General features: G+C 43.4%; 1 pseudogene. It reads left to right on the forward strand.

What is annotated here, in order from left to right:
* Positions 1–348: pseudogene (gene sdhA, locus RYX56_RS21530) on the forward strand (succinate dehydrogenase flavoprotein subunit); the annotation flags it as partial.

A 348-nucleotide genomic window follows, 5' to 3' on the forward strand; every position in this document is an offset into this window, starting at 1 on the left:
TCATAAAGAAATGGGTGAATGGATGACAGCGAACGTAACCGTTGTCCGCGAAAACAAAAACTTAAAACGAACCTATGAAAAACTTCAAGAGTTTACCGAGCGCTATAAACATATCAATATTGAAGACACTGCCAAATGGAGCAATTCTAGTGTTTCCTTTATCCGCCAATTAGAAGGAATGATTCGGCTTGCTCATGTCATTACCCTTGGTGCCTATCAGCGAAATGAAAGCCGAGGTGCTCATTATAAACCGGAGTTCCCTGACCGCAATGACGAGGAATGGCTAAAAACCACAATGGCAAAATACAATCCGGCGACCGGTTTACCGGAGTTGTCGTACGAGGATGT

Origin of the sequence: Alkalihalophilus lindianensis (genome assembly GCF_032843265.1) — a bacterium.
Taxonomy (GTDB): Bacteria; Bacillota; Bacilli; order Bacillales; family Bacillaceae_D; genus Alkalihalophilus; species Alkalihalophilus lindianensis.